At 70.2% G+C, this 25,132-nt stretch carries 21 protein-coding genes and 1 pseudogene; 6 read left to right on the forward strand and 16 right to left on the reverse strand.

Going from position 1 to position 25,132, the window contains the following annotated elements:
- Nucleotides 1–44: 44 nt before the first annotated feature.
- Nucleotides 45–2,984, reverse strand: a complete 2,940-nt coding sequence (locus tag AB0I77_RS09130; protein WP_363282065.1) for a UPF0182 family protein — start codon at nt 2,982–2,984, stop codon at nt 45–47.
- 163 nt (nt 2,985–3,147) lie between these two features.
- Here AB0I77_RS09130 and AB0I77_RS09135 point away from each other — a divergent pair, with 163 nt between their 5' ends.
- A complete protein-coding gene (locus AB0I77_RS09135; RefSeq protein WP_363281746.1) occupies nt 3,148–3,690 on the forward strand; it encodes a PPA1309 family protein in 543 nt (180 codons plus the stop codon).
- A gap of 9 nt (nt 3,691–3,699) precedes the next feature.
- On the opposite strand, the gene AB0I77_RS09140 is transcribed toward AB0I77_RS09135, so the two are convergent.
- The 4 genes from AB0I77_RS09140 to AB0I77_RS09155 form a co-directional block, all read right to left on the reverse strand.
- Entirely contained in the window at nt 3,700–4,794 is a 1,095-nt protein-coding gene (locus AB0I77_RS09140; RefSeq protein ID WP_363281747.1) for a PDZ domain-containing protein, read from the reverse strand.
- A 67-nt stretch (nt 4,795–4,861) separates the two neighbouring features.
- The gene (locus AB0I77_RS09145) at nt 4,862–5,026 is read right to left on the reverse strand and encodes a hypothetical protein (RefSeq protein ID WP_363281748.1); all 165 of its coding nucleotides are present in this window, start codon (nt 5,024–5,026) and stop codon (nt 4,862–4,864) included.
- 147 nt (nt 5,027–5,173) lie between these two features.
- Nucleotides 5,174–5,635: a molybdenum cofactor biosynthesis protein MoaE gene (locus tag AB0I77_RS09150; protein ID WP_363281749.1), complete on the reverse strand. Its 462-nt coding sequence runs from the start codon at nt 5,633–5,635 to the stop codon at nt 5,174–5,176.
- Between the two features lie 176 nt (nt 5,636–5,811).
- The gene (locus AB0I77_RS09155; protein ID WP_363281750.1) at nt 5,812–6,927 is read right to left on the reverse strand and encodes an SDR family oxidoreductase; all 1,116 of its coding nucleotides are present in this window, start codon (nt 6,925–6,927) and stop codon (nt 5,812–5,814) included.
- A 193-nt stretch (nt 6,928–7,120) separates the two neighbouring features.
- Here AB0I77_RS09155 and AB0I77_RS09160 point away from each other — a divergent pair, with 193 nt between their 5' ends.
- Nucleotides 7,121–8,557, forward strand: coding sequence for a zinc-dependent metalloprotease (locus AB0I77_RS09160; protein WP_363281751.1), 1,437 nt, complete (start codon nt 7,121–7,123; stop codon nt 8,555–8,557).
- Complete coding sequence (locus AB0I77_RS09165) at nt 8,554–9,075, forward strand: NUDIX hydrolase (protein ID WP_363281752.1); 522 nt, start codon at nt 8,554–8,556, stop codon at nt 9,073–9,075. Before AB0I77_RS09160 ends, AB0I77_RS09165 begins: the two co-directional genes overlap by 4 nt.
- Nucleotides 9,076–9,156: 81 nt before the next feature.
- On the opposite strand, the gene AB0I77_RS09170 is transcribed toward AB0I77_RS09165, so the two are convergent.
- The 4 genes from AB0I77_RS09170 to AB0I77_RS09185 all read right to left on the reverse strand — a co-directional run bounded on the left by AB0I77_RS09170 (nt 9,157) and on the right by AB0I77_RS09185 (nt 12,859).
- On the reverse strand, nt 9,157–9,894 hold the full coding sequence (locus AB0I77_RS09170; protein WP_363281753.1) for an AIM24 family protein: 738 nt from the start codon (nt 9,892–9,894) through the stop codon (nt 9,157–9,159).
- A gap of 19 nt (nt 9,895–9,913) precedes the next feature.
- Nucleotides 9,914–10,591 carry an AIM24 family protein gene (locus tag AB0I77_RS09175; protein ID WP_363281754.1) on the reverse strand — a complete coding sequence of 226 codons (678 nt, stop codon included), beginning with the start codon at nt 10,589–10,591 and terminating at the stop codon, nt 9,914–9,916.
- A 5-nt stretch (nt 10,592–10,596) separates the two neighbouring features.
- Entirely contained in the window at nt 10,597–12,147 is a 1,551-nt protein-coding gene (locus tag AB0I77_RS09180) for a TerD family protein (protein ID WP_363281755.1), read from the reverse strand.
- A gap of 115 nt (nt 12,148–12,262) precedes the next feature.
- The gene (locus tag AB0I77_RS09185; RefSeq protein WP_363281756.1) at nt 12,263–12,859 is read right to left on the reverse strand and encodes a M48 family metallopeptidase; all 597 of its coding nucleotides are present in this window, start codon (nt 12,857–12,859) and stop codon (nt 12,263–12,265) included.
- 302 nt (nt 12,860–13,161) lie between these two features.
- Between AB0I77_RS09185 and AB0I77_RS09190 the strand changes: the two genes are divergently transcribed.
- Nucleotides 13,162–14,376, forward strand: coding sequence for a TOMM precursor leader peptide-binding protein (locus tag AB0I77_RS09190; RefSeq protein ID WP_363282066.1), 1,215 nt, complete (start codon nt 13,162–13,164; stop codon nt 14,374–14,376).
- Nucleotides 14,369–15,736 carry an AarF/ABC1/UbiB kinase family protein gene (locus AB0I77_RS09195; RefSeq protein WP_363281757.1) on the forward strand — a complete coding sequence of 456 codons (1,368 nt, stop codon included), beginning with the start codon at nt 14,369–14,371 and terminating at the stop codon, nt 15,734–15,736. The genes AB0I77_RS09190 and AB0I77_RS09195 overlap by 8 nt, the downstream gene beginning before the upstream one ends.
- A gap of 295 nt (nt 15,737–16,031) precedes the next feature.
- Here the strand turns inward: AB0I77_RS09195 and AB0I77_RS09200 are convergent, their stop codons facing one another.
- The 4 genes from AB0I77_RS09200 to AB0I77_RS09215 form a co-directional block, all read right to left on the reverse strand.
- Nucleotides 16,032–16,355, reverse strand: a complete 324-nt coding sequence (locus AB0I77_RS09200; protein WP_363281758.1) for a hypothetical protein — start codon at nt 16,353–16,355, stop codon at nt 16,032–16,034.
- The gene (locus AB0I77_RS09205; protein ID WP_363281759.1) at nt 16,352–16,720 is read right to left on the reverse strand and encodes a WhiB family transcriptional regulator; all 369 of its coding nucleotides are present in this window, start codon (nt 16,718–16,720) and stop codon (nt 16,352–16,354) included. The genes AB0I77_RS09200 and AB0I77_RS09205 overlap by 4 nt, the downstream gene beginning before the upstream one ends.
- Before the next feature lie 162 nt (nt 16,721–16,882).
- Nucleotides 16,883–17,206: a hypothetical protein gene (locus AB0I77_RS09210; RefSeq protein WP_363281760.1), complete on the reverse strand. Its 324-nt coding sequence runs from the start codon at nt 17,204–17,206 to the stop codon at nt 16,883–16,885.
- A 166-nt stretch (nt 17,207–17,372) separates the two neighbouring features.
- Nucleotides 17,373–19,568 (reverse strand): ATP-dependent DNA helicase UvrD2, encoded by a 2,196-nt coding sequence (locus AB0I77_RS09215; protein ID WP_363281761.1) that lies wholly within the window; start codon nt 19,566–19,568, stop codon nt 17,373–17,375.
- Between the two features lie 184 nt (nt 19,569–19,752).
- Here AB0I77_RS09215 and AB0I77_RS09220 point away from each other — a divergent pair, with 184 nt between their 5' ends.
- On the forward strand, nt 19,753–19,995 hold the full coding sequence (locus tag AB0I77_RS09220) for a mycoredoxin (protein WP_363281762.1): 243 nt from the start codon (nt 19,753–19,755) through the stop codon (nt 19,993–19,995).
- 73 nt (nt 19,996–20,068) lie between these two features.
- Here AB0I77_RS09220 and nudC read toward each other — a convergent pair whose 3' ends face one another.
- The 3 genes and pseudogenes from nudC to AB0I77_RS09235 all read right to left on the reverse strand — a co-directional run bounded on the left by nudC (nt 20,069) and on the right by AB0I77_RS09235 (nt 25,050).
- The gene (nudC, locus tag AB0I77_RS09225; RefSeq protein ID WP_363281763.1) at nt 20,069–21,013 is read right to left on the reverse strand and encodes an NAD(+) diphosphatase; all 945 of its coding nucleotides are present in this window, start codon (nt 21,011–21,013) and stop codon (nt 20,069–20,071) included.
- 220 nt (nt 21,014–21,233) lie between these two features.
- A pseudogene (locus tag AB0I77_RS09230) lies at nt 21,234–21,452 on the reverse strand (peptidase M20); the annotation flags it as partial.
- Between the two features lie 10 nt (nt 21,453–21,462).
- A complete protein-coding gene (locus AB0I77_RS09235) occupies nt 21,463–25,050 on the reverse strand; it encodes a UvrD-helicase domain-containing protein (protein WP_363281764.1) in 3,588 nt (1,195 codons plus the stop codon).
- Between the last annotated feature and the right edge of the window lie 82 nt (nt 25,051–25,132).

The following is a 25,132-nucleotide window of genomic DNA, read 5'->3' on the forward strand; positions in this document are numbered from 1 at the left end:
CCGTTGTTCTGCAACCGTATCACGGCGCGGGGTGGGCTTTTCGATCAGCCGCTGTCCGGACTGCGGCTCGGACTCGGACTGCCGCTGGGACTACCGCTCGGACTGGGGCGGCTGCCGGTCTTGTCGGCTGCGGCCTGCGCCTCCTCGGCCCGTCGCAGCGCGTCCTCCAGGTCCTCCTGCGCCGTGCCGTACGCCTGCCAGTCACCCTTCTTCAGGGCTTCCTGGCCGGCGTCGAAGGCCTTCTGGGCGTCGTTCAACGCCGCTTGGACCGTTGGATTACTGGATGTCGGCGGTGGGGTGGTCGTGTCCTCGCCCTCGTCCGGTGGCTCGGTGGTCGAACCCTCGGCTCCGAAGACCTTGTTGAGGGCCTGGTCGAGGGTGTCCTCGAAGGCGGTGTTGCCTCCGTAGGTCACCAACACCTTTCTCAGCAGCGGGTACTTGAGTCCACCACCGCGTACGTAGACCGGCTCCACGTAGAGCAGTCCTCCGTCGAGCGGCACCGTCAGCAGGTTGCCGTACTCGACTTCCGAGTCGCCGCCCTGCAAAAGTCTGATCGACTCGGCGATGTCCTGTTCCGAGTTGAACTGGCTCTGGACCTGTTTAGGCCCGTTGACGGTCGTACTGGTCGGCAGTTTCAGGATTCTGATCTTGCCGTAGTCGCTCGTGCCCGCCTCGGCGTCGACCGTCATGAACGCACTGAGGTTGTCCCGGCCGTTGGGCGTGAACGTCGTCGTCAGCGAGAAGGCCTGCGACGACTGGTCGGGCATCTTCATGCTCAGGTAGTACGGCGGTACCGCGTCACCCGTCTTGTTGGTCGGGTCGTCCGGCACCTGCCACACCTCGCTGCCGCTGAGGAAGGTGTTGGCGTCCTCGACGTGGTAGCGGGTGAGCAGTTCGCGCTGGACCTTGAACAGGTCCTGCGGGTACCGCAGATGGGACATCAGCGACTTGGAGATGTCGCCCTTGGGTTCCACCGTGCCCGGGAAGGCCTTCATCCAGGTCTTCAGGACCGGATCCTGGGTGTCCCACTGGTAGAGCTCGACCTTGCCGGTGTACGCGTCGACGGTCGCCTTCACCGAATTGCGGATGTAGTTGACCTGGTTCTGCTGGGCCACCACCGCGCGCGAGTTGTTGGTGGCGGTCAGCGAGTCGGCCGTCGTGTCACCGAGGGTCGTACGGGAGGCGTACGGATAGCCGTTGGTCGTGGTGTAGGCGTCGACGATCCACTGGATCTTGCCGTCCACCACCGCCGGATAGGCGTCGCCGTCGATGGTCAGCCAGGGCGCCACCGCCTCGACGCGCTGCTTGGGCGTGCGGTTGTACAGAATCCGCGAGCCGTCACCGATCGCCCCGGAGTACAGGATCTGCGGCTCGTTGAACGCCACCGCGTACGCGGCCCGGTTGACCGGGTTGGAGAGGTTGACCCCGCTCTTGTCGCCGTAGCTGTAGGTCTTCTCGCCGGAGTCGTCGGAGTAGTCGATCTCCTTCTGGGGACCGCCGACGATCGAGTACGTGGTGGTCTTCTCGCCGTAGTAGATCCGCTGCTGATACGACCCGAGGTCGCCCTTGGACGGCAGGTCGGACTCGGTGAAGACCGGGCGGCCCTCGGCGTCGGCCGTGGTGCCCTTGGCGGCGACCACGCCGTACCCGTGGGTGTAGCGGAAGTGGTCGTTGATCCAGTTGTTCTTCGGAATGCCGTTGAGGTTCAGCTCACGCAGACCGATGACCGTGTCCTGGTCCTTGCCGTCCTTGCTGTAGCGGTCGACGTCCAGGTTGGTCGGGAACGCGTAGTAGTTCCGCATCTGCTGGAGCTGCTGGAATGTCGGCGAGACGATGTTCGGGTCCATGACGCGAATGCTCGCCGTGTTGTCGACGTCCTCGCGCAGCTTGGTCTTGTCCGTGGTGGCGGCCTTGCCCGCGTACTCGGAGACCTTGGCGTCGTTGATGCCGTACGCGTCACGCGTCGCCTTGAGGTTCTTGGCGACGTACGGCGCTTCCTTGGCCTGCTCGTTCGGCTGGACCTGGAACTTCTGGACGATCGCCGGGTACAGGCCGCCGATGAGGATCGCCGAGAGCACCATCAGGCCGAAGCCGATGACCGGCAGCTGCCAGGTGCGCCGCCACAGGGTGGCGAAGAACAGCAGCGCGCAGATGACGGCGATGCAGAACAGGATCGTCTTGGCCGGCAGATAGGCGTTGGCGTCGACGTACCGCAGGCCCGTCCAGGCGTCGGTGGCCTTGAAGTCGCTGGACTTCACCGCCAGTCCGTACCGGTCGAGCCAGTAGGCGACCGCCTTCAGGGCGACGAAGATGCCCAGCAGCACCGACAGGTGTCCGGTGGCCGCCGACGTGGCACGCGCGCCCGGGGAGGTGACCCTGAGCCCGCCGTACAGGTAGTGGGTGAGCGCGGCGGCGATCACGGAGAGGATCGCGGCGGCGAAGCCGAAGCCGAGCAGGAACCGGTACCAGGGCAGGTCGAAGGCGTAGAAGGAGACGTCGAGATGGAACTGCGGGTCCTTCTGGTTGAAGGACACGCCGTTGACCCACATCAGCCAGGTCCGCCACTGGCCGGACGCCGAGGCGCCGGCGATCAGACCCACCAGGGAGGTGATCCCGAGCAACAGCCACTTCTTGTACGGCGCGATGCCCATCCGGTAGCGGTCGAGGCTCTGCTGCTCCATCGACATGGCGCTCAGCGGCGGGCGCAGCCGGTGAGCCAGCCAGATGTTGAAGCCGACCGCCACGGCCATCAGCAGGCCGAAGACGAAGAACAGTCCGATCTTGGTCCACAGAGTGGTCGTGAACACGGACGAGTAGTTCACCGACCGGTACCAGAGCCAGTCCGTCCAGAACCCGGCGAACATGGTGAACGCCATGCCGAGGACGGCAAGGACGCCCAACGTCATGAGCAGGGTCCGGACACGCCGGGACGGGCGGCCCACTCTGATCCGTGGCCCCGTCGGGCCTCCGCCGCGGTCCGGCATCTGGAAAGCCAAGGTGCGCACCTCGAAGTTCGCTGTTGGTCTGTCAGACCCGCGTCGTCACGGGCCGTCCGCGGGCCTCGTGATCGTAGGCCCCCACCTATGCAACTTACTCACGCTTTACTCGGTTCCCGATTTCGGCCCTGAACGAGAGAGGATTGTGACCATGTCCAACACTCCCATGGCGGCGAGCCCGCTGACCCGGGCCGTTCTCGAGATCGACGAGTACGCATCCGGTCTCGGCTGGGACCAGCCCGCCCGCCTCTTCGCCCTCGTAGACACCGTCCGGCTGCGCGCCGAACAGCCCTCGCTCGCGGACCGGCTCGGCCTGGAGGACGAGCCGGCGACCACCGGCCTCACCCCGATCGAGCAGGACGAGATTCCCGCGGGCAAGCCGCTCGACGAGTTCCTCGGCACCATCGCCTGGCCCGACGCCGTGGTCGGCTGCGCGCTCACCGTGGAGCGCCTGATGCTGCCGCCGTCCGCCGAGGCGTCCGTCCCGGAGGGGCTGAGCGAGCAGAAGCTCGCCCAGTGGGTGGCCGAGCACCCGAAGCGCCAAGAGGTCCGGATGACCGTGGCGGTCCTGCGGGACGGCGCGCGCGAATCGGCCCTGCGACTGCGCGAGAAGGACGCCCCGACGGAGGTCCTCACCGGCGGCGACCTGGTGCCGGGGCTGGCCGAGGCGCTGTCGGCGACGTTCGAGGAGTAGCCCGCCGGATCACTTGGTGGTGCACTTCGGCAGGTCGGCGGTGTCGCCGGCGCGGATGTCCTTGAGGGCGCCGAGGGCGTCGTCGATGGTCTTCACCTTGACGAGGGTGAGCCCCTTGGGCGTCTCGCGCGCGGCGGCGGCGCAGTTGTCGGCGGGCGTGAGGAAGTACTGGGCGCCCTTGCTGCGTGCGCCGACCGTCTTCATCTCGATGCCGCCGATCGGGCCGACCTTGCCGTCGTCGTCGATCGTGCCGGTGCCGGCGACGAAGTTGCCGCCGGTCAGGCTGCCCGGGGTGAGCTTGTCGTAGATGCCGAGCGCGAACATCAGACCCGCGCTGGGTCCGCCGACATCGGCGAGCTTGATGTCGATGGTGAACGGGAACGTGTGGTCCGTCCCCGCGGAGATCCCGACGATGGCGCGCTTGTCCCCGCCGTCGTCCGAGGTCGTCGTCGTGATGGTGATGTCCTCGGTCTTGGTCGCCGTCTTGTTCTCCTTCTCCGCGGCGGCCTGCTCCTTGGCGGGCACGATCGTGAAGACGACGTTCTGGCCGGGCTTGTGCTTGGTCACCAGCTCGGCGACGTCGGCCGGCTCCTTCACCGTCGTACCGTCGACGGCCTTGATCACGTCACCGGCGTGCAGTTTGCCCTCGGCCGGGGAATCCTTGACGACGGTCGAGACGATCACCCAGGACCGCACCGGGACGTCCAGCTCCTTCAGGGCGGCGACCTTGGCGCTCTCCTGGGACTGGCTGAACTCCTCGGCGTTCTCCTGGGTGGACTGCTCCTCAGTCTTGCCGTCGGGGTAGAGCGTGTCGTGCGGCACGACCTTGTTGTCATGCGCAAGCCACCCATAGACGGCCTCGACGAGGTTCATCTTGTAGTCGGCGCTGGTGACCCGCACCGTGGTCATGTTCAGATGCCCGCTCGCCGCATACGTCTTCCGGCCGTCGATCTGCAGCACCGGCTCGCCGTCGTGGTCACCCAGCGTGTTCACGGTCGGCCCCGGTGACATCTCCGAATACGGCACATCGATGAAGACTCCCGCGCACAGGAGCGCGATCAGCATCAGGGTGGAGGCGAGCATCGTCGCGGTGCGGCGTGGCATGCCACGACATTACGGGACGCCCCTGTCAGCACGCCGTCAGGGCGGCAGCGTCAGCTGCGGGACGGGATCAGGAGCCCGAGTGGGACTTGTCCATGGCCGCGCGGAACCGGGCGTACCCGTCCAGCTCTGGGCCGTCGCTGCGTACCTTGCGGGTCCGGTTGGCCCAGCTGCTCCAGAGACCGGCGCCGACCGCGGCCACCAGCGGAATCAACAACCAGGCGAGCGCCGCCATGCCGTCCTCCCAAACCGATGAGCGACCGACCACAACTGACTGATCAGCAGATTGACCAGCCCCGCTGACAACGCTCGTGCCAGGGGTGCGGTTACGCAACCGGAGGGGTGAAGGAAGGGTTCGGCAGGCGCCGGAGGATCAGCAGGGTCAGCAGGCGCCGACCCACTCCTCGGTCCCGTCGGAGAACTTCTGGTGCTTCCAGATGGGCACTTCGTGCTTGAGGTCGTCGATCAGCTTCCGGCAGGCCTCGAACGCCTCGCCCCGGTGGGGGCAGGAAACGGCGACGACGACGGCGAGATCCCCGACCCCGAGGTCCCCGATCCGATGCACGGCCGCCAGCGCCCGTACGGGATACTCCGCGACGACCTTCTCGGCGATCCGCCGCATCTCGGCCTCGGCACTTGGATGAGACGAATACCCGAGCTCGTCGACATCGGCACCCCCGTCGTGATTCCGCACGGTCCCCACGAACAGGGCGGTTCCCCCGGCGGCGGCGTCCCCGACGGCCCGGAAGACCTCGTCCAGGGAGAGGGGCGTCTCGCGGATGGCGAGCAGCTTGATGGGATCGTCGGCGGCCTGCTCGCCCGGGTGGTCGTTGGTGGGTGCCATGCCTCCATCGTGCCGCACGCCGGGACCACCCGGAACAGCGTTGTCACCCGGCACGCGCGCGTGCGCGTCTGGAGGGCCCCTCAGATGCGCACTCCCTCAGATCCGAGCCCGCTCTGGTCCGCGCTCCCTCAGATCCGCGCCCGCTCAGATCCGCGCTCCCTCAGACCCGCGCTCCCTCAGATCCGCCGCCTGGCCTTCCGAGCCCGCCGCACCACAGCCGCCGCGCCCAACAACGCCACCGTCGCCCCCGCGGCCCCCGCCGCGGTCGCGTCCTTGCGGCCGAGCCGCCGTCCAGCGACCGTATGCCTCCCGGAAACCTCCTCCAGCAGCTCGGCGAGCACCTCCTCATTGGTCCACTGCGGCCGCCACCCCGCGTCATGGAGCCGGCTCCCGCTCACCACCCAGGGGTACATCGTGTACGCCAGGTCCCCGGCCGGAGACGGCGTGAGCCCGATGCGGTGCAGCCGGGCCGCCGCCCCCAGCGCGACGGCCGACGGCAGCTCCATCCGCCGAACCCCGCTCAGCTCCTCGACCTCCTCCTGCTCCAGCCATCCGTCGCACCCGACGACAAGCTCCCCGTCGACCTTCTCCAGGACGGCGTACTCGAGAGCACTGCACAGATCGTCGACGTGGCAGAACTGCCAAGCGGGCCGGGACCCGGCCACAACCAACAGCCGAGGCGACTCGAAATACCTGGTCAGCGCGGTGTCCGTACCCCCGCCCACGAGCACGGACGGCCGCACGACGGTGACATTGAGCCCCGGATGCGCCCGCGGAGCGCGCCGCGCGAGCCGCTCGATCTCCAGCAGGTCGCCGACCCCGGTGGCCTCCGCGGTCGCCCGCAGCTCGGCGTCCTCGGCCAGCGGCAGCTCGTTGTCCGGCAGGGCCCCGTAGACCATGGCCGACGTACACAGCACAACCCGGTGGACGCCGGCCGCGGCGGCCGCGGTCAGTACGGTCTGTGTCCCCCGTACGTTGTAGGCCGTCCGGGCGGCGGCATCGGTTTCCAGGTCGAGATCGAGCGCCAGATGGACCACCACATCCGCGCCCCGCAGCTTCTCCGCGATGGCCGGATCCCGCACATCGAGGATGTGCCACTGCGCCGCCGCGCACTCGCCCCGCCGCTCGTCGAGGGCGATGACCTGCTTGATCTCGTCCGAGGCGGCGAGCCGCTCGGTGAGCTGCGCGCCGATGCCGGACGCGGCGCCGGTGACCGCGACGACGGGCCCGCGCATGGCGGGAGTGGTTGAGTGGTTTCGCGCTGCGCGAACCTGCGGATCTGGGGAACTCACCGGGCGTCTCCAGCGGTTGTCTTCAGTACGAACGCGAGTGACGCGTACGTACCAGGTGGCATCCATCCTGCCGCAGGCCGAGAGTCGGCGAAGCACCGAGGCCCGAACCGCCCATTGGTGTCTACGCTGGGTGGTGTTATCGGGCAGTCGTGCCGTCGGAGACAACCGGCGGCCTTACCAGCCGAGGAATCCCGTGAGTGACACCCCATTCGGATTCGGCCTTCCGCCGGAGGAGCCGGACGACGGCGACGAGGGCAAGAAGAAGGACCAGCAGAGCGGTGGTGGTCAGGGCCCGGACAACCCGTTCGGCTTCGGCGGGCTGCCCGGAGGCCTTGGCGGTCCCGGTGCGGACAACCCGCTCGCTGCCATGTTCGGTTCCCTGAACCCCACCGACCTGGGCGCCGCGTTCCAGCAACTGGGCCAGATGCTCTCGTACGAGGGCGGCCCGGTGAACTGGGACATGGCCAAACAGATCGCCCGCCAGACCGTCTCCCAGGGCACGGCGGACGGCACCAAGGACGCGAGCGTCGGCCCCGCCGAGCGCAGCGCCGTCGAAGAAGCCGTCCGTCTTGCCGACCTGTGGCTCGACGACGCGACGTCCCTGCCGTCCGGCGCCGGCTCCGCGGTGGCGTGGAGCCGCGCGGAGTGGGTCGAGGCGACCCTGCCCGCGTGGAAGGAGCTCGTGGACCCGGTCGCCGAGCGCGTCGGCGCGGCCATGGGTGACGTCCTGCCGGAGGAGATGCAGGCCATGGCCGGCCCGCTGATCGGCATGATGCGTTCCATGGGCGGCGCCATGTTCGGCACACAGATCGGGCAGGCCGTCGGCGTGCTCGCCGGCGAGGTCGTCGGTTCCACCGACATCGGCCTGCCGCTCGGCCCGGCCGGCCGCGCCGCGCTCCTGCCGGTCAACATCGAGTCGTTCGGCAAGGACCTCGGCGTGTCGAGGGAGGAGGTGCGGCTGTATCTCGCCCTGCGCGAGGCCGCCCACCAGCGCCTGTTCGCGCACGTGCCGTGGCTGCGCTCGCACCTGTTCGGCGCGGTCGACGGCTACGCGCGCGGGATCAAGGTCGACACCGCCAAGCTGGAGGACGTGGTCGGCCAGTTCGACCCGCAGAACCCCGAGCAGTTGCAGGACGCCCTTCAGCAGGGCATGTTCCAGCCGGAGGACACGCCCGAGCAGAAGGCCGCCCTGGCCCGTCTGGAGACGGCTCTGGCACTCGTCGAGGGCTGGGTGGACGCGGTGGTCCACGCAGCCGCGAAGCCGCGCCTGTCGTCGGCGGACGCGCTGCGCGAGACCCTGCGCCGGCGCCGCGCCTCGGGCGGCCCGGCCGAGCAGACGTTCGCCACGCTGATCGGCCTGGAGCTGCGCCCGCGCCGCCTGCGGGACGCCTCCCGCCTGTGGGCGTCCCTCACGGACGCGCGCGGTGTCGACGGCCGGGACGCCCTGTGGTCCCACCCGGACATGCTGCCGACGGCCACCGACCTGGACGACCCGGACGGCTTCGTGCACCGCGAGCAGCTGGACTTCTCCGAGCTGGACAAGATGCTCGGCGACGCGGCGGACAAGCCCGACCTCAAGAAGAAGGACGACGGCCCCAAGGACCAGACCAAGGACGACGACACCGAGTGAGCCTGTACGACGACGCGGTCCTCGTACTGAAGAACTACGAGGACCGCAAAGAGCTGCGCCAGGCCTACCTGGACCACCTCGCGACACACCCGGACGGCATGTGGAAGTCGTGCCACGCCGGGCACCTCACGGCCAGCGCCCTGGTGATCGACCCCGAGCACGGCCGTGTGCTGCTGACCCTGCACAAGAAGCTGCGGATGTGGCTCCAGATGGGCGGCCACTGCGAGCCGGAGGACATCTCCCTGGCGGCTGCCGCGCTGCGGGAGGCGACGGAGGAGTCCGGCATCGAGGGGCTGACGCTGCTCCCGGGCGGCCCGGTGTCCCTCGACCGGCATCCGATCCCGCCGCCGTGCCACTGCCACTTCGACGTCCAGTACGCGGTCGTGGCCCCGCCCGACGCGACGCACGCGGTCAGCGACGAGTCACTCGACGTGCGCTGGTTCGGATACGACGAGGTGGCGGCCGTGGCGGACGAGTCGGTCGTACGACTGCTGGAGGCGACGCGCGCCAGGCTCTGAACGTGTGTAAGGGGCGACCGTCCAGGTGGTCGCCCCTTACGTTTGCCTTGTTACGTTGCCTTGCGGGTGATCCCGGACCGCTCAGGCGTTGCTTCCCCCGAGGGAGTTCCCGCGCATGCCGAACTGGCCGAGCATCCCCGACGAGCGCAGGTGCTGCGGCGGCAGCAGCTCACTGGGCTGTACCAGGACGTGCCCCGTGCCGGTGAACTGCATTTCCCAGCCCTCGCCGCTGGAGCCCTTGCGGCGCCACACGGCGGACGTGGAGGTGGGGGCCTGGAGCTGCGTCCGCAGGGACGTGGACCAGGCGACCACGGCGTCCGCGTCGCAGCAGACGTTCTTCTCCGGGGTCACCTCCATCACCAAAGGCTCGCCCGAGGTCATGAGCACGACCTGCCCGGAACCGGACAGTTCCAGGTTGTAGGCACCCGCCGAGGCGATCTCCACGGCACTGTCGACCGCGACGATGCCGACGCCCAGGGAGCCGTCGAAGGCGAGGACGTAGGAGCTGTCGACGGTCAGGCCGCGGCCGACCTCCATGATGTGCAGGTGCTGGGCGAGATTCGCGAGGTAGACGACACCGTTGCCTTTGCAGCGCATGAGTTCCAGGCGCTCGCCGGTCATCCGCTCGACGTTGCGCCAGCTCCGGTTGCGGTACTGGCTGTCGAACTCCACCTGCCCCTCGAAGGCCACCATGGCGCCCTGCCGGGCCAGCACGGGGCTGCTGCCCCGGGTGACGTCGGTCTTGAGCAGCTGGGGGTTCTGGAGGGTGTACCGCCCGGTGGACTCCACCGGGATGTGTGCGAAGAGTGTGCTGTGCATGATGTGCCTGGTGCTCCCCTCAGCCCCGGATCTTGAATCGGTCGCCGGTGTCCTCGCTCGGCTGGACGACCACGAAGCCCTGCCCCTTGAAGCCGATCTGGAAGGCCTCACCGCTGCCCCGGCCGATGAGGGCGCTCGCCTTGACCGTGCGGCGAGCCTTCATCTCCAGGCCGGTCGTCCAGGCGATCAGCGCGTCCGGGTCGACATACGTCTCACGTTCGGCGCAGTCCAGGGCCATCGGAACGCCCCGGCTGACCAGCGCGACCCAGCCCGTGCCCCGTACGACGAGGTTGGTCAGGCCCGAACCGGACAGCTTGGCGAGTCCCTTGACCGGCTCGATGGTCAGCTCCAGCGAGGCGTCGCAGGCCAACAGCGTGGCACCGTTCACGGAGAGGGCCTCGCCGTTCAGGTGGAGGACGACGACGTCGCCGCCGTAGTCGGCGAGGTAGAGGTCACCGTCACCGCGGCAGAGCATCAGCCTGCCGCCCTCGCCGCTGACCATCTCCTCCGCCGAACGGCGCAGGCTGGCCGGCGCCCCGTCGAACTGCACATAGCCCTCGTACGCGATCATCGAGCCGGCCTTGGCCAGCAGATCGTGTCCGCCGGCCATGGTGACCTTGAGCGTCTTGGAGCTGTGCACGCTCATGCGGACGCCGGTCGAAGCGGCGCGGTGCGCGCTGAGAGTCTGGGTGTCCATGGGCCTCACACCTCGAAGGGCTGTACGACGACGAAGTTGCCGGGGGCGCCGCGGAACTGGAGGTTCACGGCCTCCGAGCTCTGCCGGGAGTACCCGGAGCGGCGCAGCCTGAGCGCGGTCGTGGTGACGGCCTGCGCACCGGCGGACCAGGCGATGACGGCGTTGCCGTCGACGTAGGTGGCCGGGCCCACGGGGATGACGACCGGCACGCCGCGTGTCTTCACGGCGACCGCCCCCGTCCCCGAGAAGAGCATGCTGAACAGGCCACCGCCCGGCAGGCCCGCGCCCTCGATGCGGCGCACCTCGGTGTCCAGGGCTTCGTCGAAGGCGAGTACACCTTGCGCGCTGGTGTAGAGCTGCTCCCCCTGGAGGCGGATGACGAACACCCGGCTGGCCTCGTCGGCGAGGAAAACCTCGCCGTCCCCGGAGCAGCGCATCAGGGACATGCCCTGGCCGGTGAGCGCACCGGTGAGCTTGCCGAGCAGGCCGGAGCCCTTGTGGGCGAAGTCGATGTCGCCCTGGTAGGCGACCATGCTGCCCTGCTTGGCGAGGATGTTGGCACCCTTGGTGAGCGTGGCCCGCACGAGCTGCGGGTTCTGCTCCGTCCAACGGTCCCCGACAGGGGCTTCCGCGTACTTCGTGAGGACGACACGGACGTTCGCCTCAGGAGGCACGGCAGCGATCACGGTGGAACCGCCGAAGGGCTGCGCCTGGCCGGGGAAGGCCGCGGGGGCGCCCGGGGGCGTGAACGTCTGCGGGCCCGCTCCGGGGGGCGTGAACATGTGCGGGCTCGTCGGCGCGGGAGGCGCCTGCGGCGGGACGCCGGGCGGGGTGCCGATTCCGGCGGGCGGGGTGGTACCGGCCAGGGTCGGAGCCGTGTGGAGGGACGGGGCCGCCGGTGCGGGAGTTCCGAAGTTGGGCGCCGGAGCGGGGGCCGGTGGCGCGGCGGTCGGCTGCGGCGGCGGTGCGAAGGTCGGCGCCTGGGTCTGCGCCGGGACGGCTGGGGCCGGTGCCGGGGCGGGCTCCTCCTCGGCGACCTCGCCGCCGAAGTTCTTCAGCAGCGCGTCCAGGCCGCCGTCGAAGCCCTGTCCGACGGCGGCGAAGCGCCACACGTCCTTCAGGTAGAAGTCGCCCAGCATCACGGCACGTTCGGTGGAGAACTCGCCGCCGTCGAAGGAGTACCGGGCCACTTCCTCGCCGCCGGCGACGATTCGGACATATCCGGGAGCGATCTGCGACATCTGACCGGCGCCGTCGATCGTCGCCGTGAACGACAGCTTCTGGATCTGCGGCGGGATCTGGTCGAGCGTGACCCGGAAGGACTCCGTGTCGCCTGCCTGCGCGCCCAGAAGCTGTACGGCTTCCTCGGGGGACTTCGGCTGGTTGAAGAAGATGAAGTACCGGTCGTCCGAGAGCCGTTCGTCGGCGTCCAGACCGAAACAGCTGATGTCGAAGGTCAGCCCGGGGCCGGAGATCTGTACACCTACATACAGATCCGTGCCCGCGGTGAGGTCACTGATCTTGGCCTTGTGGCCGCGTTGGAATTCCCTGGCCATGCGTAACGACCGTCCCCCATCCCGAATGTGACTGCGTCGCGACAGGCTAACGGCAAACTCGGACACCGACGGAAGTCGGTACAGATCCGGTACAAAATCCCGTTCGAGGCGGGTGTCACTCGCCGCGGGCGCCCGGCAGGTGGGGCAACCGCTCGGCGGCGACCACGCCTTCGAGATAGCCCCGGGCCCGCTCGGTGCGCGGATACGCCTCCAGCAGCCGCCAGAAGCGAGGCCCGTGCCCGGGGACGAGCAGATGCGCCAGTTCGTGGAGGAGGACGTAGTCGACGACGTACTCGGGCATGCCCTGTAGTCGGTGCGACAGACGGATGCTGCCCTCGGCGGGAGTGCACGAGCCCCAGCGGGTGTTCTGGTTGGTGACCCAGCGCACCGAGTCCGGCCGGGCCCGGCCGTCGAAGTACTGGGCCGAGAGGCGCTCGGCACGCTCGGCCAGTTCGGCGTCGCCGAGGACCCGCTTGCTCTCCTGGGCGGCCAGTTTGTCGAGCATGACGCTCACCCAGCGCTGCTCCTCGGCCTCGGACATCCGGGCAGGGATGAGCACAACGGTGCGATCGCCCTCGCGGTACGCGGAGACCGTCCGGCGTCGACGGGAGCTCCTGCGCACCTCGATCGCGCTCGCCCCCGAGCCGCTCGGCGGCTGGCTCGTCGTGCTGCGCTGTGGCGTTCCGGCGCGGTGCAGTGGGTCGGCGGGCACGCCACGACGTTACCCGCTGCACACGGGGGAAGTCCCGACTCCGGGACGGTTGGGTTCCGATCCCCCACATGCGTTTGATCCGTAGGACTGACTTGACTGACTTGTACGACGAATACCCACCGCCTGTGGACAACTTTCGGCGCCCGACGGCGGGCCCGGGCATGCTGGCTCTCGCCGGCGGAGCTGCGATCGATGTCCGACCAGACCTCCGACCGATCTCTGCCGGCGCACGGGGACGTTCTACGAGGCTACGGGGGCCCGTCATGCAGTCGATGGATACGCATGTGATGGATGCGAACTCGATGGTTCCGGTCGTGAAGCCCGCGCTCCGGCGCGGCTGGCGCGATCTCAACACCGTGCAGTTCGGGATGACGCCGGCCCACGCGATGACTCTGGGTCCGATGGACACGGCGACGGGCAGTTTCCTCGACCTGCTCAACGGCACGCGCGGGCTCGCGCTCCTGCGGGAGGAGGCGCGCCGCATGGACCTGCCCGACGGTCATGTCGACGCGCTGGTGGAGCGGCTGGCACGGGCCGGGCTCGTCGATGACGCCCGGGGCGGCGGACCGGCCGCCGAGGCCCTGCGCGGAAAGAAGGCGGTACTCGACCGGCTGCGCCCCGACCTGGCCTCGCTGTCCCTCACCACGTCCGAGCCGGGTGAGGCGATCGGGCTCCTGGCCGCCCGCCGCTCCCTGCGCGTCCAGGTCAGAGGCGCGGGCCGGGTAGGCACCGTCCTGGCCTCGCTGCTGTCGGGCGCGGGAGTCGGCGAGATCGAGGTGCGCGATGTCGGCCGCGTCGAACCGGGGGACGTCGCGCCGGGCGGACTGCCCGCCGAGTCCGTCGGCGACCGCAGGGACGAGGCCGCCCGGCGGGCCGCTCGCCGAGCCGCCCCGGACCGACCGCCGCGCCGAGACCGCCGCACACCGACCGAGGGAGACGACACCGGCCTGTCCCTGGTGATCCTCGCCCCGCGGGACGATGTCGACGTGCACGCGCCCGTCCCGTCCGCCGCCGATCCCCTGATCGCCTCGGGCACTCCCCATCTGTACGTGGGGGTGGTGGAGGGAACGGGAGTGGTGGGCCCGCTCGTCCTGCCGGGCGAAACGGGTTGCGCCGGCTGTCTGCACGAGGCGCGCACGGAGCGCGACCAGGCCTGGCCCCGCCTGGTCGCCCAGTGGCGCTCCGGCAAGCCACGCCAGGGACGTCCCTGCGACTTGGCGCTTGCCAGTACGGTGGCAGGGCTGGCCGCCGCGCACGCGCTCGCCTTCCTGGACGGCCGGGTTCCGTCGAGCGCAGGCGCGCGATGGGAGGTCTCCCTGCCCGGGCTGCACTGGCACGCGCGGCCGGTCTGGGGCCATCCCGCATGCCCGTGCGGGGCAGCGGAGAAAGGTAAGGGGGAACACACACCCAACGGCGAGGAGTCACACGAGACAATGGCGGAGCAACGACCGTCGAAGGAGTTTCGCCGTACGACAGACGCGGCGCGGCTGGCTGGGACCTGGAGGGCGCATGTCTGATCTTCCCCGCAAGGCGGTCACCCGTACCGCCAAGCTCGCCGCGCTTCCGCTCGGTTTCGCCGGACGGGCGACCTGGGGTCTGGGCAAGCGGATCGTCGGCGAGTCCGCGGAGATGGTCGGCCGCGAGCTGCAACAGCGCACGGCGGAGCAACTGTTCAAGGTGCTCGGCGAGCTCAAGGGCGGCGCGATGAAGTTCGGCCAGGCCCTGTCGGTCTTCGAGTCGGCGCTCCCCGAGGAGGTCGCCGGCCCCTACCGGGCGGCGCTCACCAAGCTCCAGGAGGCGGCGCCGCCGATGCCGACCCGCACCGTGCACACGGTGCTGGCGGAGCGGCTCGGCAAGGACTGGCCCAGGCTGTTCCTGGAGTTCGAGGACAAGCCCTCCGCGGCGGCCTCGATCGGCCAGGTGCACCACGGGGTGTGGCATGACGGCCGTGAGGTGGCGGTGAAGGTGCAGTACCCGGGCGCCGGCGAGGCCCTGCTGTCCGACTTGAACCAGTTGAGCCGTTTCGCCCGCCTGTTGGGTCCCCTCGTCCCCGGTGTGGACATCAAGCCGTTGATCACAGAACTCAGGGACCGGGTGTCCGAGGAGCTGGACTACGCCTTGGAGGCGCAGGCCCAGCAGGCCCATGCCGAGGAGTTCGAGGACGATCCGGATGTGGTGGTGCCCGGAGTGGTCCACCAGTGCGACCAGGTGCTGATCACGGAATGGATGGACGGCATCCCCATGTCGGAGGTGATCGCCGACGGCACGCAGGAGCAGCGCGACCGCGCCGGTCAGCTCCTGGCCCGCTTCCTCTTCTCCGGCCCCGCCCGCACCGGCCTCCTGCACGCCGATCCGCACCCGGGCAACTTCCGTCTCCTGCCCGGCGGCCCGGACGGCGAGGACGACTGGCGGCTCGGCGTCCTGGACTTCGGCACGGTCGACCGCCTCCCGGGCGGCCTGCCGACCCCCATCGGCACCTCCCTGCGCATGACGCTCGACGGCGAGGCGGAGGCCGTCTACGAGCTCCTGCGTGCCGAGGGCTTCATCAAGGAGTCCATAGAGCTGGATCCCGAGGCGGTGCTCGACTACCTGCTGCCGATCATCGAACCGGCTCAGGCCGAGGAGTTCACTTTCACCCGCGGCTGGATGCGCAGCCAGGCGGCCCGGATCGGCGACCCGCGCTCGCCCGCCTACCAGCTGGGCAAGCAGCTCAACCTGCCCCCGGCCTATCTCCTCATCCACCGGGTGACGCTGAGCACCATCGGCGTGCTGTGCCAGTTGGGGTCGACGGTGCGCTTGCGTGAGGAGTTGGAGGAATGGCTGCCGGGATTCGTATCGGAGGAGGACTTGGCGGAGGAACCGGCGGCCGAGGCGTGAGGTCCCCCGGAAGCCTCATCACCAGGCCGAGTCCGACCGCCCCTCGATCGCTCTGAGGTTCTCCCCGGAGCAGGTGTCGCAGCAAGAGTGCCGGACGCCGTTCTTACGGCATCGCCGCGGGTCGGCGGGTCGGCGGGTCGGCGGGTCGGCGGGTCGGCGGGTCGGCGGGTCGGCGGGTCGGCGGGTCGGCGGGGACAACGCACAGCGGGGGCCGGTCCGTTCGGACGGACCGGCCCCCGCGGGGAAAGCTCCGCCTCCCCGCCGGGGAGGCCACCGCTTCAGGTGTGGGTCGGGGCTACTGCATGACGGCCATGGCGAGCGCGCGCCGGGCGCGCAGCGAGGCGCGCTCGGCCCTGCGCTGCATCCGGCGGGCGGTCACCAGGCGCACGGCCCTGCGTTCCCGCTCGGCCTCCTGCAGTCGCTCGTGCATATGCGCACGAGCGAGGGCTTCTGGGATGAGTTGCATCTCTCGGGTCCTGTTCTGGCACGAGTCGATCGCACCGCTGGTGGTGAAGTCTTCAGGCGTGGCGCCTGCGAGCTCGTTGGTGGACGGCTTCATCGGGGCCTGCTTCTTGGGGTCGTGCGTGACGGGGCGGTCGATCGTTCCTGCGGTGTTCATGCCGTGACCGGGTTCTTGCGCGGGCGACCACGCGGCCGCTTCCGGGCGACGACGACACCCTGGACGAACAGCTCGCCACCCCAGACGCCCCAGGGCTCACGCCGCTCCTTGGCACCGGCGAGGCAAGCCTCGACCAACGGGCAGGTGCGGCAGAGGGACTTGGCGTACTCGACGTCCGCCGGCGACTCGGCGAAGAAGACCTCCGGGTCGTAGGAGCGGCAGGGGACGGGTACGCCGAGGCTCTCGATGGCGTCGTCGAGCGCGGTGAGCGCGGTGAGCGGAGTCAAGGTGGAGTCCTCCGTGAGGCCGGGCGGGGGGATCGTTTCGGAAGGCGGTACGGACGGGGCGTGCGCTTCGAGTTGCACGGTTCGTCTTCCTCGTCTGTTCGGTCCGGCCCTGTTGGGCCGGGTGTCGGCTTGGTACTCCCGAGGCCCCTTCGCTCCGTCGTCCCCGTTCGGGGACAAACAAATGGGCCGCGGATCCCGGATGGGGTTCCGCGGCCCTGAAGGCGCCGGCCTGATTGTCGATCAGGCTGGATCACTCCAGGGTTCTGGCCCACGGAAGGCCCACATCTGGTGGTGCTGCGTCGTCTGCTTCCGGGATCCGGCACTGGCCGCCGCAAAGGCATAGGCCTGCGCCTGTGCCGCTACTGCTGCTTCCAGTGCCTTGGTCGGTCGCTCATTGCGCTCCCGGACGGGAAGACCCGCCAGAGACACGGAGGACGCCGGACGCACGGCAGGAATGCCGGACATACCGGTGCCCAGGCCGGAAACGCCGAGCATGCACGCGGAGACGACCGAGCGATCGGTCACTTTGACGGCGCTGATGGAGCTGCTGTTGATGGTGATCACTGGAATCGCCTCCTCTCGGCGTCTCGGAGGACTGGGGGTGAGCCAGTCCGACGGATATGCAAGTACAGCACGGAATCGGGGCCTTCGAGAAGGCCTCCGTCCCCGTGGCTAAGAACCTATGGGGATTGCTGGGGCATGCGCAAACTATTTTTTCGTCGAGTTCGCATCAATCCGCGGCTTCTTCTCCCCCGGGCTCCTGGCCTGCGCAGATCCCCAGGACATCGGCTCCGTAGCGGTTGAGTTTGCGTACGCCGACCCCCGGGATCCGGGCCAGCTCGCCCTCGTCGTCGGGGACGGCCTCGGCGATCGCCATCAGCGTCTTGTCGGTGAACACACAGAAGGCGGGCTGCCCGCTGCGCTGCGCCTGGACCGCGCGCCACTCGCGAAGCCGCTCGTAGAGGCCCTCGTCCATGTCGGACGGGCAGTCCTCGCAGCGCATCAGCTTCATCTCACCGGCCTCGGTGAGCGTGCGCCCGCACACCCGGCAGCGGGCCGGGGTCCGCTGCGTCCGGCGCGGGGCGGTGGCCGCTCTGCCGGTGAAGCCTCGTTCGACGCCTCCGGGGCCGCCCGCCGCGCTCCGGCCGGCGGTGCCGGTCGAGCCGGGGCGCAGACCGTCGAGGAAGCGGCTGGGGCGGCGGTTGGCACGGCCGCCGGGCGAGCGGGAGAGCGACCAGGAGACATACAGGTACTCCCGGGCTCGGGTGACCCCGACATAGAGGAGGCGGCGCTCCTCCTCGATCTGTTCGTCGGTCTTTGCGTAGGTGATCGGCATCATGCCCTCGGCGACGCCGACCAGGAAGACGACGTCCCACTCCAGGCCCTTGGCCGAGTGCAGGGAGGCGAGGGTGACGCCCTCGACGGTCGGGGCGTGTTGGGCGCCGGCCCGCTCGTCCAGCTCTGCCACCAGGTCGCTCAAGGTGGCGCCGGGCCTGGCGGCGGCGAAGTCCTGTGCGAGGTTCACCAGGGCGGCCAGCGACTCCCAGCGCTCCCTGACGGCGCCGGAGCCGGCCGGCGGCTGGGTGGTCCAGCCCTCGCCCGACAGCACGGCACGCACCTGGGAGGGCAGGTCCACGGCGTCGTCGAGGAGGGAGTCGTTGCCGCCGAAGCGGGCCGCGGCACGCAGCGCGATACTCGCCTTGCGGACCTCGGGGCGGTCGAAGAACCGCTCGGCGCCGCGCAGCTGATAGGGCACTCCGGCGTCAGCGAGGGCCTGTTCGTAGGTCTCGGACTGGGAGTTCGTGCGGAACAGGATGGCGATCTCGCTGGCCCGGATGCCGGAGTCCATGAGCTCACGGATGCGGCGGGCGGCGCCCTCGGCCTCGGCGGGCTCGTCGGTGAATTCGGTGTGGACGGGTTCGGGCCCCGGGGCGCGCTGGGAGATCAGCTCCAGTCGGTGGTCGGCGGCGCGGCCCCGGGCCTGGGCGAGCAGGCCGTTGGCGAGGTGGACGACCTGGGGAGTGGAGCGGTAGTCGCGGACCAGTTTGACCACGGTGGCGCCGGGGTGGCGGGTGCGGAAGTCGAGCAGGTGGTCGGGAGTTGCTCCCGTGAACGAGTAGATCGTCTGGCTGGCGTCGCCGACCACGCACAGGTTCTCCCGGTCGCCGAGCCACAGGTCCAGCAGGCGCTGCTGGAGAGGGCTGACGTCCTGGTACTCGTCGACCACGAAGTGCTGGTACTGGGAGCGGACCTGCTCCGCGACGTCGTGCCGGTCCTGGAGGACGGCGACGGTCAGCAGCAGGACGTCCTCGAAGTCGATGACGGCTCGGTCGCGCTTGAGGTCCTCGTAGGCGGAGTAGAGCTGGGCGATCTCGGCCGGGGCGCGGGGGGCCTCACGGCCCGCCTTGGCGGCGGCGAGCGGGTAGTCGGCGGGGACGGTCTGGGTGACCTTGGACCATTCGATCTCGCCGGTGACGTCCCTCAGCTCGCCCCGGTCGAGGCGGATGCGGCAGGCGGCGGCCGCGTCGGCGACGAGCTGGACCTTGCGGTCGACGAGCCGGGGCATGGAGCCACCGATCGCTTTCGGCCAGAAGTACTGGAGCTGGCGCAGGGCCGCGGAGTGGAAAGTGCGGGCCTGGACGCCGGCCGCGCCGAGCTGGCGCAGCCGGCCGCGCATCTCCCCGGCGGCACGGTTGGTGAAGGTGACGGCCAGCACGCTGGACGGCTGGAGGATTCCGGCCCGCACCCCATAGGCGATGCGGTGGGTGATCGCTCGCGTCTTGCCCGTGCCGGCGCCGGCCAGCACGCACACCGGACCGTGCAGGGTGGTGGCCACCTCGCGCTGCTCGGGGTCGAGCCCTTCGAGCACCGCGTCGGCCGAGTCCGGTGTCTGCGGGAAAAGGGTGGAGTGCGTTGCTGCTGTCACATGGCCATGCTGCCAGGTCGCGAGAGACGGGTGAGCCGGTTGTCCACAGGCAGGCACCACCAGTCGTACTAATTCGGCAGGCGTCACGTCTCGAGGGACATCGCCCGCGGGAATGGTTGCTCTTTCACGTACGTTCCTCCTCTGCGACCACACATCCCCGAGTCGCCGAAGGAGCGCGAGAGATATGCCGGGCACTGTGACGATGTACAGCACCACGTGGTGCGGCTACTGCCGTCGGCTGAAGAGCCAGATGGACCGCGAGGGCATCCCGTACAGCGAGATCAACATCGAGCAGGACTCGGAATCCGCCGCGTTCGTGGAGAAGGCGAATGGCGGAAACCAGACGGTGCCGACCGTGCTCTTCCCGGACGGCTCGACCCTGACGAATCCTTCGCTGGCCCAGGTCAAGCAGAAGATCGGCGCGTAACCGCTTCGCAGCGCGAGGAGGGCGGCCCCTGAGATGCCTCAGGGGCCGCCCTCCTTGTAGCCCTGTGACCGCCTCAGACGGAGCTCCTTGTCGGCAGCGGCTTGCCGTACCAGAGTTCGATCAGGCGGGCCGCGATCGAGATGCCGTACGGCGGCAGGACCTCGCCGGAGTCGAAGGCGGCGCCCAGTTCGTCGCGGGAGAACCAGCGCGCCTCGTGGATCTCGTCGCCGTCGACATTGATGCAGGTCGAGGTGGCGTGGGCCATGAAGCCCAGCATGAGGCTGGACGGGAAGGGCCAGGGCTGGCTGGCGATGTACTCGACATGGCCGACGGTGATGCCGGCCTCCTCGAAGACCTCGCGGCGCACCGACTGCTCGATGGCCTCCCCTGGCTCGACGAAGCCGGCCAGCGTGGAGAAACGGCCTTCGGGCCAGTGGACCTGGCGGCCCAGCAGAATGCGGTCGTCCTCGTCGGTGACGGCCATGATCACGGCGGGGTCGGTGCGCGGGTAGTGCTCGGCACCGCAGGCCGCGCAGCGGCGGATGTGCCCGGCCGCGGCGATGACCGTGCGCTCGCCGCAGCGCGAGCAGAAGCGGTGCAGGCGCTGCCAGTTCTCCAAGGCGACCGCGTGCACCATCAGGCCCGCGTCCCGCGGTGACAGCAGCAGGCCCGCCTCGCGCAGGCCCGCCGGGCGCGCGGACTGGTCGATACGGCCGGGCAACGCGTCCTTTTGGAGGGCGAAGTAGCTGACGCCGTCCTCGTCGGTGCCAAGGAAGTATCGGTGCGCCTCCGTGAGGGGTGCCTCGAAGGAGGGCGTCATGACGAGTTCGGTGAGGCCGTCCGCCGTCTCGTCGACGAGGACCTGGCCGCCGGAGACCACGAAGCAGCGGGTGGAAGGGTGGCTCCACGCCGCCGCGAGCCAGGCCTCGTCGAGCCGGTGGTGGGCGGCCCGGTCGATGCCGCTCGGGGCGGTGAGCGAGACGGGGCGGTTGGCGGTGTGGTCGGTCCAGGTGGTCACGAGTGCTTCCAACTCCCCCGGTGGAAAGTTTGTTTCAGCGGGCGGTTCAGTGGGACAGACGGCGGGAGGCGACCGGGTCCGGCGGCGGTGCTTGACGGTATGGGACAGCTTTTCCAGTGTGCCCCGCGCGCCATGCCGATCCGGACGATGCGGGACGATCAGGGCGCATGACGACGATGCCCTCGGACCACATGCTGTCCGAGGCGAGCAGCCTGGGGTGAACGGCCGGGGCGCCCGGGGTCTCCCGGGCCGCGGCTGTGGGGAAGCCGGCCTTCTTGAGCCGGGCGGCGAGCCGGTCGGCGCTGCGGCGTACATCGGGCGCGTGGTCGGGCTGGGCCGACACGGACGGGATGCGCAGCCGCTCGGCGAGGTCGTCGAGGAAGGCGGCACGGTGCTGCTCGATGTACGTACGGACAGCGCTGTCCGGGGTCTGGCTCATGGTCACGAGCCTATCGGCCCGCGCTGACATCCTGGTCGTGCGGTTCCTCACCCTGCGGCTCCTCCAGGAGGAGACGCTCCAGTGCGGCGCGATCCGGCAGGTCGTCCGGCCGTACCACCTCGCCACCGCGCACATATACGAAGGCGGCCGTGACCGCCTCCAGGGGCACACCCCGCTGCTCGGCCCAGGCGAGCCGGTAGACCGCCAGCTGGAGCGGATCGGCGGTGTGGTTGCGGTTGGTCTTCCAGTCGACGATCTCGTACGTCGTCTCCTGGCCGTCACCCTTCTTGTAGACGGCGTCGATACGGCCCCGGACCACACGGCCGGCGAGCGCGAGCTGGAAGGGGGCCTCGACGCGGTAGGGCGTGCGGTGGGCGAACTCGGTGCGCTCGAAGGCTTCCTTGAGGGCCTCCAGGTCGCGTTCGTCGGCGATCTCGGCCTCGCCGCCGGGCAGCTCCTCCGGCTCCAGCATGGGCAGCGTGAGCTCTTCGAAGCGGGACTCGACCCAGGCGTGGAAGCGGGTGCCCCGGCGTGCGGCGGGTTGTGGGGGGCGCGGCATGGGGCGCGCGAGTTCCTGCGCGAATCCGTCCGGGTCGGCGGCCAGGCGCAGCAGCTGGGACGCGGTCAGTGACGCGGGCAGGGGTACGTCGGTGACGCTTTCGCGGGCGCGCAGGAGTTCGCCGGTGAGGGCGTCGAGGTCACGGTCCCAGGAGGCGATGGCGCGGGCCTCCTCCGGAGTGAGACGGGTGCGCCCGGTCTCGGGGGCACGGGGATGCGCGAGCCCCGGTTCCGGTTTCGCAGGGTGGGGACGAGGGGCGTCCGTCTCACGGGGCTGTTCCGGAGCAGCCGCCTGGTGCGGGACGGTCGGGCGGTCGGGGGTCCAGGAGTCCCAGTCGGTCGGGTCCTCCTCGAAGAAGGGGTCCTCTTCGTAGGGGGCCTCGCCAGGGGTCTTGTCGAAGGCCCCGTCGGAGGCATTGTGGGAGGCCTCGTGGAAGGCCTCCTCCTCGTAGAGGGCGTCCTCGTCCGGCGGGGCGGGCCAGTCCGGGTCGTCGTAGGTTTCCGGGTCGTGGGTGGCCGCCGGGTGGCCGTCCTCGTGGGAGAGCTGCTCCAGGTGGGCCAGAACCGTCTCGGCGGCCGCGCGGCGCCGGATCAGGGACGCCTCGTCCAGGGGCAGGGGCCACACCTGGTCGGCGGCCTCCTGGTGCAGGACCGGGTTCTCCTCGTCCTCGGCGGGCTCGTCCGCCCACGCCTCGATCTCGCCGTGGCCGGCGGCGCAGTGGTCGTACAGCTCCCGCAGGAAGTCGGACGGTCCGCGCGGCTTCTTCTGGGTCGGTCCCCACCAGTGGCCGGAGCCGAGGAGGAGGGAGCGGGGGCGGGTGAAGGCGACGTAGCCGAGACGGAGTTCCTCGGTGTGCTGGTGCTCCTTCATGGCCTCGTGGAAGGCCTTCAGGCCCCTCGAGTCCCAGGACGCGATGTCGGGGAGGGTGTCGGCGTCGCCGCGCAGTTCGTGCGGCAGCACCTTGGCCTGCGCCGTCCACTTCTCGCGGCCCTGGGTACTGGGGAAGGTGCCGTTGACCAGGCCGGGGGCGGCCACGACGTCCCACTCCAGGCCCTTGGACTTGTGCGCGGTGAGCACCTTGACGGTGTTCTCGCCGCCGGGCAGGGCGTTGTCGAGGCCCTTCTCGTACTGGGCGGCGGTACGGAGGAAGCCGAGGAAGGCCAGCAGGCTCGCCTCGCCGTCGCCGGCGGCGAACGAGGCGGCGACGTCCAGGAAGTTCGACAGGGTCTCGCGGCGGCGCGCGGCCAGGGCGTGCGGGGACGCCGACAGTTCGACCTCCAGACCGGTGACGGCCAGGACGCGGTGCAGTACGTCCATCAGGGGGTCGGCCAGGGAGCGGCGCAGGTCGCGCAGTTCGGTGGCCAGGCGGGCGAAGCGCACGCGCGCGTCCGGGGAGAAGGGCAGCCCGTCGTCGTCCCCGTCGCCGTCCATCGGCGTCTCCAGGAACGTGTCGAGGGCGTCCGCGAGCGATATCACCTCGGACGGGTCGACCCCCTCGACGGCCTCGGCCAGTCGGCGGTCCCGATCCTCGTCGCCGTCCACGCGCGCGTGGGACACGAGAAGCCGGGCGCGCCGCCCCAGGAGGGCGAGGTCGCGGGGGCCGATGCGCCAGCGCGGGCCGGTCAGCAGGCGCACCAGGGAGGCGTTGGCACCGGGATCCTGGAGCACCTCGCACACGGCGACCAGGTCGGCGATCTCGGGCAGGTGCAGCAGACCGGAGAGACCGACGACCTCGACGGGGACGTCCCGCGCGACGAGCGCGCCCTGGATCTCGGCGAAGTCGGTGGCCGTACGGCACAGGACGGCGATCTCGCCGGGTGCCTTGCCCGTGCTCACCAGATGCGCGATGGAGTCCGCGAGCCAGTCGATCTCCTCGGCGTGGGTGGGAAGCAGGGCGCAGCGGACCAGGCCGTCGCGTTCGGCGCCGGGGGCCGGGCGGAGGGCCTCCACGCCCGCGTGCATGGCGCGCAGGGGCTCCGCGAGGCCGTTGGCGAGGTCGAGGAGGCGGCCGCCGCTGCGGCGGTTCTCGCTGAGCGCCTGGCGGGTGGCGGGGTGGCCGTCGGCGTGGGCGAAGTGTTCGGGGAAGTCGTCGAGGTTGGCGACGGAGGCGCCGCGCCAGCCGTAGATGGCCTGGCAGGGGTCGCCGACGGCGGTGACCGGGTGGCCGGTGCCGCCGCCGAACAGGCCTGCCAGGAGGATGCGCTGGGCCACGGACGTGTCCTGGTACTCGTCGAGGAGCACCACGCGGAACTCGTCGCGCAGGACGCGGCCCACCTCGGGGATACCGGCGAGTTGCGCGGACAGCGCGATCTGGTCGCCGAAGTCGAGCAGGTCGCGTTCGCGCTTGGCGGCGCGGTAGCGGACCACCAGGTCGGCGAGTTCACGGCGGGCGGCGGCCGTGTCGGGGACCTTGCGCAGGTCGGCGTTGGTGAGCTTGGCGCCCTGAAGGGTGCGCAGCAGCTCGGCGTCGTACGCGCGCAGGTCCTCGGGCCGTACGAGGTGTTCGGCGAGTTCGGCGTCGAGTGCGAGGAGGTCGCTGACCAGGTCGGCGAAGGAGCGGGTCAGTGCCGGGTAGGGGCCGGGGGCTTCGCGCAGCACGCGCGCGGCGAGCTGGAAGCGGGTGGCGTCGGCGAGCAGGCGGGAGGTCGGTTCGAGCCCGATGCGCAGGCCGTGGTCGGTCAGCAGGCGGCCGGCGAAGGCGTGGTAGGTGGAGATCACCGGCTCGCCGGGCGGGTTGTCCGGGTCGATGACGTCGGGGTCGGTGACGCCTGCCTTGATCAGCGCCTTGCGGACGCGTTCGGCGAGTTCACCGGCGGCCTTGTTGGTGAAGGTGAGGCCGAGCACCTGTTCGGGGGCGACCTGGCCGGTGCCGACCAGCCACACCACGCGGGCCGCCATCACCGTCGTCTTGCCCGAGCCGGCTCCGGCCACGATCACCTGCGGGGCGGGCGGCGCGATGATGCAGGCCGTCTGCTCCGGGGTGAACGGGATGCCGAGGAGCTCCTTGAGCTGATCGGGATCGGTGATACGGGCGGGCATGTCGCCGAGGCTAGCGGCGGGCACTGACAGCCGGGGCCACATCGGCCTCGGGGACCGCAGGAGCACAGGTCAGCACGCGTGG

It is taken from the genome of Streptomyces sp. NPDC050619 (genome assembly GCF_040654815.1).
Classification (GTDB): domain Bacteria; phylum Actinomycetota; class Actinomycetes; order Streptomycetales; family Streptomycetaceae; genus Streptomyces.

Coding starts and splice junctions, on each gene's coding strand:
- AB0I77_RS09140 (WP_363281747.1), bottom strand. CDS start 4,794: ATGCCACGCCGCACCGCGACGATGCTCGCCTCCACCCTGATGCTGATC.
- AB0I77_RS09200 (WP_363281758.1), bottom strand. CDS start 16,355: ATGAACACCGCAGGAACGATCGACCGCCCCGTCACGCACGACCCCAAG.
- AB0I77_RS09180 (WP_363281755.1), bottom strand. CDS start 12,147: ATGGCCAGGGAATTCCAACGCGGCCACAAGGCCAAGATCAGTGACCTC.
- AB0I77_RS09190 (WP_363282066.1), top strand. CDS start 13,162: ATGGTTCCGGTCGTGAAGCCCGCGCTCCGGCGCGGCTGGCGCGATCTC.
- AB0I77_RS09150 (WP_363281749.1), bottom strand. CDS start 5,635: ATGGCACCCACCAACGACCACCCGGGCGAGCAGGCCGCCGACGATCCC.
- AB0I77_RS09135 (WP_363281746.1), top strand. CDS start 3,148: ATGTCCAACACTCCCATGGCGGCGAGCCCGCTGACCCGGGCCGTTCTC.
- AB0I77_RS09130 (WP_363282065.1), bottom strand. CDS start 2,984: ATGCCGGACCGCGGCGGAGGCCCGACGGGGCCACGGATCAGAGTGGGC.
- AB0I77_RS09220 (WP_363281762.1), top strand. CDS start 19,753: ATGCCGGGCACTGTGACGATGTACAGCACCACGTGGTGCGGCTACTGC.
- AB0I77_RS09170 (WP_363281753.1), bottom strand. CDS start 9,894: ATGCACAGCACACTCTTCGCACACATCCCGGTGGAGTCCACCGGGCGG.
- AB0I77_RS09195 (WP_363281757.1), top strand. CDS start 14,369: ATGTCTGATCTTCCCCGCAAGGCGGTCACCCGTACCGCCAAGCTCGCC.
- AB0I77_RS09145 (WP_363281748.1), bottom strand. CDS start 5,026: ATGGCGGCGCTCGCCTGGTTGTTGATTCCGCTGGTGGCCGCGGTCGGC.
- AB0I77_RS09175 (WP_363281754.1), bottom strand. CDS start 10,591: ATGGACACCCAGACTCTCAGCGCGCACCGCGCCGCTTCGACCGGCGTC.
- AB0I77_RS09235 (WP_363281764.1), bottom strand. CDS start 25,050: ATGCCCGCCCGTATCACCGATCCCGATCAGCTCAAGGAGCTCCTCGGC.